The following is a 6,924-nucleotide window of genomic DNA, read 5'->3' as shown; positions in this document are numbered from 1 at the left end:
TTCGCCGCGCTCGCACCCGAGGGCGCGAGCGCGGCGCAGACGGCACTGCGGTGGGTCACCCAGCAGCCGGGGGTGACGACGGTGATCCCCGGTGCCCGCAACGTGGCGCAGGCCCGGGCCAACGCGGCCGCCGCCGGGCTGTCCCCGCTGCCGTCGGCCACCCTGGCCGCCGTGCGCGAGCTGTACGACCGGCGGATCCGGGCGCAGGTCCACGCCCGCTGGTGACGGCGGGCGGCCGGTAACGGCCCGTGGCCCTCACGACGAGCGTCGGGGCGGGGCCGCGCGGTGGGCCCGCCGATGCGAGGGCCGACCGGTCTCGCGGCCCGCGGGCTTCCGGCGGCAGGCGTGCGGACCGTCCGGCCCGGAAGCGTGCCGAGCGTGCCGGGAGCCCGCACGGGTCGCGGGGGCCGCAGGGGACGCGGGGGTGTCGCGGGCCGGCTTCGGCCGTCGGCGGTTCAGGTGATGGCTGCCCCAGGCGAACGCGCCGATGAGCAGCGCGGCCAGGGCCAGGGCGGGCACGGCGACGGCGTACAGGGCGGGGCCGTCGGGTGTGGCCGGGAACGGTGGGGTGGTCATGGTCTTCTCCTCTCCTCGCGTTCCGGCGGCGGGACCGGACCCGAGGGGGAGGTGACCGGCGGGCCGGGTCCGTCGCGTGACGCCCGTCTACCCCGCGCGCCGGGAGGCATGCCGGGCTTGGCCCGGCCCCGGTGGCGGCCCTGGCGGTGGGGCGGGTCAGGAGAGCAGGCGGGCGAGGGCGGCGTCGAGGTCCAGGTGCTCGGCCTCGGCGCCGGCCGGCACCAGGCGGAAGGCGTCGAGGAGGAACGCCGTCACGACGGCCGCCGGAACACTGATGACGGCCCGCGCGGCCGGAGAGCGCAGGGTGATCAGCACGCGGTCCTCCGGCCCGGGCGCGACGGTCACGTCCCCGAGGCCGGCCGGGCCGTGCCGGCCCCTGTCCAGCAACTCGCGCGCGAAGGTCCACCGCGCCGCGTCGTCGTCGCCGAGCGGCGGGAACGCCAGGCACACCGCGTACGGCGACGCCGTGTCGAACCGCAGCTGCGCCTCCACGGCCACGTCGGGAAACGGGCCCTCGGGCAGGGTGACGGCGGTGGACCAGGAGGTGGCGACAGTCATGCGACGAACTCCCATTCTGGCGGTGGCACCCGGTTTCCCCCGGCCGTGACGGCCGGTGGTGGCAGCGCTCGGTTACCCGCGTGCCCGGGGTGCATTCCTCGTCTCTCAACGCAACCGCGTCGCCCGGCGTGATCCCCCACTCGGGTGGTTTCCCGCTCGGGGGAACGGGCAGCCGCCCACCGCTCCGGGCCCGCACAGCGAAGCCCCGCCCCGGCGCACGATCGCGGGCGGGGCGGGGCGGGGCGGGGCGGGGCGGGGCGGGGCGGGGCTCGGGGGTCACCGAGTGATCACCGCGTGATCGTGCGGAGCCTCACGGCGCCACGGTGTCCGCCGCGGGCGGCTCCGGCTCCTCGTCCTCGTCCGGCTTCGCCTTCCGCCGCACGTCGGCCGGGGTGGGCGCGCTGATGGATCGCTCCTCGGCGGAGCGCTCCCGGGCTCCGACCCGGCCCTCGGCCTTCGCCCGGACATCCGCCGGGGTCGGGGACGTGATCGCGCGTTCCTCGGCGGACCGCTCCTGCGTCGCCTCGTCCGGCTGCGTTCCGTGGTCGTCGCGTGTGGTCATGGGCTCGTTCCCCTTTCCGGGTCCTGGGCTTCGACGGATGGGATACCGGGCGGCTGCCCGGATGTCCGGGTCCGAACCGGATTCCGGACCGCGAGTACGGGGCCGGGTGGTCCGGCCCGACCCGGCTCGGCGCCGGTTCCGTCAGCCCTCGGTCGTCGGCCCTCCGACCGTAACCCCGGGCCGGAGCCCGCGCTGCCGGAGCCCGCGCTGCCGGAGCCCGCGCTGCCGGACGCAGGGGGGCGATGCCACACGGTGCGGTCACGGTCCGAACCGGTGGCGAGGACCTCTCGCCTGCTGTCGATGCCTCGGTCGACGAGGGCACGAGTCGGCGGTGGGGGCAGGACTACTCGCTCCGGTCGCTCCGGTCGCTCCGGTCAGGGGCGCGGGTTCCGCGTCGGTGCCGGCGCAGGTACCAGACGGCGAGCGCGATGACGACGCCCGCGGCGATCGCGAGGGCGAGGACCCGGCCGACGGTGCTCTCGACCCGGGTGTAGGCGGCGCCGGCGAAGTAGCCGAGCAGGGTGAACCCGACGCCCCAGAGGACGCCGCCGAGGGCGTTGAACAGGAGGAAGCGGCGGTAGGGCATGCGGGACATGCCGGCCAGGGTGGGCACCATGGCGCGGAAGAAGGCGACGAAGCGGCCGAAGAAGACGGCGGCCGGCCCGCGGTGGCGGATCAGCTCCTGGGCCCGGTCGACCCGGGTCGCATGGCGCCGCATCGGGCGGGTGTCGAGGATCCTCGGGCCGATGTGGCGGCCGATCTCGTAGCCTGCGGTGTCGCCGAGGACGGCCGCGCAGACCACGAACAGGACGAGCCAGCCGAGCGAGAGCCGGCCCTGGTGGGCGAGGAACCCGCCGAGGACGGCCGCGGTCTCGCCGGGTACGACGAAGCTGAAGAAGAGGGCGTCCTCGACGAGCACGAGGCCCGCGACCACCGCGTACCCGACCGGACCGGACAGTCCGCTCAGCCAGGCGGTGATCGAGTGCATCAGCCACCCCGTTCCGGACCGGCGCCCCTCTCCGCCTCAATGTAACGCTCGGCGTCCCCGGCGACCCGGTGGTCCGGAAGGCGACGGACCCCGGCCGCAGGCCCTCGGCTCAGGTCAGGACCAGCGAGCGCAGCAGGTCGAGCTCGTCGAAGCCGAACCCGGCGAGGACGGCGGCGAGTTCGCAGGCGCCGGGGGCGAGCAGATCGACGATGGCCAGGACGTCCCGGCCGCCGGCGCGGTCGAGTTCCTCCAGCGCGCGGGGCAGGTTGCGGCGCCACAGCACGGCCGGCGCGGGCGGGCCGACGGTGCCGCGGTCGCGGTGGAGGGTGCCCTCCGGGGACACCCACAGGGGCGGGGCGTCGGCCGTGCGCGGGCCGAGTGAGGTGCGGTCGATGGTGGACGTGGCGGGGCGGTGCAGCAGGAGGCGGTGGTCCATCGGGCGGAACCCGTGGGCGAGGAACACCCGGGTGGTGACCGGTCGGCGGTGGAGCGGCAGGCCGGGCAGGTGGGGCGGCCAGGGCGAAGGGTCGGTGAAGGCGGTGACGGCGGTCAGGCCGCCGCTCCGCGCGAGGACGGTCCGGACGAGGACCTCGGCCGCGTCCGCGGCCTCGCGGCAGTGCAGCCAGGCCACCCCGCCGGTGAGTCGGCCGGCCGTCGTCCGGCGGTGCACGGCCATCGCGCCCCGGAGCCGGCCGTCCCCGTCGTGGAGGACGAGGACCGTCCGGTCGGGCCGGCGGTCCCAGCCGACGGGTGCCGCCGCCGGGAAGGGCACGGCGGGCCGGTCGGCCGCGATCAGCCGGACCACCTGGTCCTGGTCCTCGTGGGTCGCGGGCCGGACCCGCAGCGCCCGTCCCGCCCTGGGGGACACCCTCATCGGGCTCCTGTCCACGTCCACGTCCACGCACCCGTCCATGTCCTCGTCCCGGCCGACCGCCGGCACGGTGGGTTCGGTGCCGACCGGGCCCCGGATGGGCGAGGGCACTCGGAGTCACCCGAACGGGTGACTTTCGGCGGCCGAGGGACATCTGGCGGCCGGAGGACATTCGGCGGCCGGGGAACGGCCGCGCGGATCACCCGGTGACGGTCCGCTCCAGGAGGTCGAGGGCGCCCGCCAGGCTCTGCGGGCCCGCGGTGCCGCCAGGGGCGCCGGAGCGGCCCCAGCCGGGGCCGGTGGCCAGCACCAGGGCCCGGCCGCGGGAGCCGCGCGCGCCCCACGTGGAGTCGGCCACCCGCCGGACCAGCTCGTGGTCGGCGGTGGGCGGGAGCTGCGACCAGAGCATCACGGCGCCAGGGCCGATCCGGTGCACCGCGTCCAGCAGCGCCCTGGGCGGGACGGCCGCACCCAGCATCCGGAAGGGCAGCGCACGCTCGCCCAGGCCCGCCGCGGTCGCCTCCAGCGCCAGGCTGTGCTGCTCGTCGGGCATCGCGGCCAGTAGGACGGGCGGCGCGGGCCGCGGCCTGGCGGGCCGTACGGCGGCAGCACGCAGGACGGTGGACACGTGCCAGGACAGCAGGTGCTCGACCTCGACGTACTGCTCGCCGGAGGAGGCCCACTTGCGTCCGGTCGCGCGCAGCGCGGGCATCATCACCTCGGTCCAGGCGTCGACGACCCCGAGCGAATCGACCACCTCCCGCAGGATCCGGGCGACCTCCGGGGAGTCCAGGCGGACGGCGGCCCGGGCCAGGCCCCGGCACTCGGCGCGGACCGCTCCCATCCGCAGCGCACGGCCGCCGGCCGGGCCGCGACCGGCCTCCGGCCCGGGCCGCGCGGCCTGCCCGGGCACCGGTGCGACGGCGGACGGAGCCCCGGCCTCGGAAGCGGCCGCGGCCGCGTGGTGGGAGGCCAGCGCCGCCCGGGCCGCTTCGGCCGGGCGCACACCGCGGGCCGCCAGGCGGCACATCGCTTCGAGCAGCGCGATGTCCTCCGGGCTCCAGCGGCGGTGGTGGCCGGGGTCGCGCAGGGAGGGGCCGATGCCGTAGCGGCGCTCCCAGGAGCGGATCGTGGTGGGGGACACCCCGAGGAGCCGGGCCACGCCGCCGGTCGGCAGGCCCGCCTGGTCGGTACCCATCGTTCTCCTCCCACGGATGTTCCGAATGTCCCGGGCGTCCCGGATGTCCTGGGTGTCCCGGGCGTCCCTCGCCACTGCCATGATCCCCTGTCGGGCCCGGGCGTCAGGAGCCGTCGAAGGCCGTCCGCAGCCGCAGCAGCCCGTCCCGCATGCGGGTCTTCACCGTGCCCAGCGGCACCCCCAGGGCCCGGGCGATCTCACGCTGCGAGTACCCGCCGTAGTACGCCAGGACCAGAGACTCCCGCTGGACGCCGCTCAGCCGGGCGAGCGCGGACCGCACCCGGCGCGCGTCGAAGACCCGCTCGACCTGCTCGGCGACCGGTTCGGCGCCCGGATCGCGGACCGGCTGCTCGCGCAGGGCCGCCCGCAGTTCGCGGTCGGCGGCCGCCTGCGCCGCCCGGACCCGGTCCACGGCGCGGCGGTGGGCGATGGTGAGCACCCAGGCCAGCACCGTGCCGCGGGCCGGCCGGTAGCCGGCGGCGGCGCGCCAGACCTCCAGCAGCACCTCCTGCGCGACCTCCTCGGCCTGCGAGGGGCTGCGCAGCGTCCGCAGCGCCGTCCCGTACACCGGCGCGGCCACGGCCCGGTACAGCCGTGCGTACGCCACCTGGTCGCCCCGGGCCACCGCGGCGACCAGGCGCTCCAGCTCCGCGGCCGGAGCCGGGACGACGGGGACGGCCGGGACGGCGGGGGAGAGGGACAGGGACGGGCAGGCGTGCGTGGTCACCCCGGCACTGTGCAGCGTTTCGGTTTCCCGGCACCACCCGCAGCCTTTGTGCAGCGTTTCCCCGCCACTCGCTGCCACCGCCCGCTGCCACCGCCCGCTGACGGCGCCCCGCCCGCCGGTAATTCGGTTGACCGGGCCGCGTGGTCGCGCTGCACTTCGGGGGGCGCCGCACGAGGCTGCGCCGGCAGTACGGGGAGGCAGCAGCACCGCATGGAGATCCGTTCCACGACCGACCAGGACCTCGACGTCTTCGTCGACACGCTTCACGCCGCGTTCGGGCGGTTCCCGGAAACCCCGAACGCGGACGGCGGCGGGGTCTGGTGGGCGGCGACCGAGATGGACCGCAACCTGCTCGCCGTGACGGCGGACGGGCGGCCGGTCGGCACCGCCGGGGCGTGCTCCTTCGAGCTGACCCTGCCCGGGGAGGTGGTCGTCCCGACCACCGGGGTGACGTCCGTCGGAGTCCTGCCCACCCACCGGCGCCAGGGCGTGCTCACCGCGCTGATGCGGCGTCAGCTCGACGACGTGCGGGCGCGAGGGGAGTTCCTCTCCGTCCTGCTGGCTTCCGAGGCCGGGATCTACGGCAGGTTCGGCTACGGTCCGGCGACGTACACCCAGCGGCTGACGGTGCCGAGCCGGCAGTCCGCCTTCGCCGCACCCCGGGCGTGGCGGGCGGCCGAGGCCCCGGCGGCCGGCTCGGTCGAACTGCTGCGGCGGGCCGACTGCGGGCAGATCGTGGAGGAGGTCTACGACCGTTACCGCCGCCGTCAGCCCGGTGCACTGTCCCGGCCGCGCCGCTGGTGGGAGCTGGGCGCGGGGCAGGTCCCGATCGCCCCGACGCCGCGCTACGTCGCCGTCCACCGGGACGCCGACGGCACCCCGGACGGGTACGCCAGCTACTCGCTCGGCGACGACACCCTGACGGTGGACGAGACCATCGCCGTCGACGACGCCGCCTACACCGACCTGGCCCGGTTCGTGCTCGGCCACGACCTGGTCTCCCAGGTCGTGTTCCGGCACTGCCCGCCGGAGCACCCGCTGCGCTGGCAGCTCGCGGACTTCCGCGCCGTCCAGCCGGGCGGCGAGACCGACTGGCTCTGGGTGCGGCTGCTGGACGTCCCGCGCGCGCTGACCGCGCGCGGCTGGTTCACCGACGGAGAGCTGGTCCTGGACGTCGACGACCCGTTCCTCGGCGAGCGCCACCGGTACCTGCTGACCGTCCGGGACGGGAAGGCCGAGTGCGTCCCGACGGACCGGGAGCCCGATCTGTCCCTGGACGTCCGCGACCTGGGCGCGGTCTACCTCGGCGGCACCGCCCCGAGCGCCCTCGTCCGGGCCGGGCACATCCGGGCCCACCGCCCCGGCGCGGCCGTCCTCGCCGACGCCCTGTTCCGCGCCGAGCGCGCGCCGCACTGCCTGCACTGGTTCTGATCCGGCAGCCGCC

Annotated in this window: 9 protein-coding genes; 2 read left to right on the top strand and 7 right to left on the bottom strand. The window is 76.8% G+C overall.

All coding sequences use genetic code 11. The features are described 5' to 3' along the window. On the top strand, window positions 1-225 hold a 225-nt coding region (locus ACFWJ4_RS40295), incomplete at its 5' end, for an aldo/keto reductase (protein ID WP_380554134.1). A 30-nt stretch (window positions 226-255) separates the two neighbouring features. Here the strand turns inward: ACFWJ4_RS40295 and ACFWJ4_RS40290 are convergent. From ACFWJ4_RS40290 to sigK, 7 genes are all read right to left on the bottom strand, one after another. After that, the gene (locus ACFWJ4_RS40290; protein ID WP_380554131.1) at window positions 256-576 is read right to left on the bottom strand and encodes a hypothetical protein; all 321 of its coding nucleotides are present in this window, start codon (window positions 574-576) and stop codon (window positions 256-258) included. Window positions 577-732: 156 nt separating this feature from the next. Beyond that, window positions 733-1,134 carry an SsgA family sporulation/cell division regulator gene (locus ACFWJ4_RS40285; protein WP_380554128.1) on the bottom strand — a complete coding sequence of 134 codons (402 nt, stop codon included), beginning with the start codon at window positions 1,132-1,134 and terminating at the stop codon, window positions 733-735. Between the two features lie 310 nt (window positions 1,135-1,444). Beyond that, window positions 1,445-1,696 carry a hypothetical protein gene (locus ACFWJ4_RS40280; RefSeq protein ID WP_380554125.1) on the bottom strand — a complete coding sequence of 84 codons (252 nt, stop codon included), beginning with the start codon at window positions 1,694-1,696 and terminating at the stop codon, window positions 1,445-1,447. Window positions 1,697-2,039: 343 nt separating this feature from the next. Beyond that, complete coding sequence (locus ACFWJ4_RS40275) at window positions 2,040-2,684, bottom strand: DedA family protein (RefSeq protein WP_380554122.1); 645 nt, start codon at window positions 2,682-2,684, stop codon at window positions 2,040-2,042. A gap of 109 nt (window positions 2,685-2,793) precedes the next feature. After that, entirely contained in the window at window positions 2,794-3,666 is an 873-nt protein-coding gene (locus ACFWJ4_RS40270) for a hypothetical protein (protein WP_380554119.1), read from the bottom strand. Window positions 3,667-3,754: 88 nt separating this feature from the next. After that, complete coding sequence (locus ACFWJ4_RS40265) at window positions 3,755-4,753, bottom strand: MerR family transcriptional regulator (RefSeq protein ID WP_380554116.1); 999 nt, start codon at window positions 4,751-4,753, stop codon at window positions 3,755-3,757. Window positions 4,754-4,856: 103 nt separating this feature from the next. Further along, window positions 4,857-5,480: an ECF RNA polymerase sigma factor SigK gene (gene sigK / locus ACFWJ4_RS40260; protein ID WP_380554114.1), complete on the bottom strand. Its 624-nt coding sequence runs from the start codon at window positions 5,478-5,480 to the stop codon at window positions 4,857-4,859. A 210-nt stretch (window positions 5,481-5,690) separates the two neighbouring features. Here sigK and ACFWJ4_RS40255 point away from each other — a divergent pair, with 210 nt between their 5' ends. Continuing rightward, complete coding sequence (locus tag ACFWJ4_RS40255; RefSeq protein ID WP_380554111.1) at window positions 5,691-6,911, top strand: GNAT family N-acetyltransferase; 1,221 nt, start codon at window positions 5,691-5,693, stop codon at window positions 6,909-6,911. Window positions 6,912-6,924 lie beyond the last annotated feature (13 nt).

This window comes from Kitasatospora sp. NPDC127067, from assembly GCF_042724755.1.
GTDB lineage: Bacteria > Actinomycetota > Actinomycetes > Streptomycetales > Streptomycetaceae > Kitasatospora > Kitasatospora lactacystinica.
Note: the sequence above shows the minus strand (reverse complement) of the source record. Positions and strands in the feature narration are given on the sequence as shown.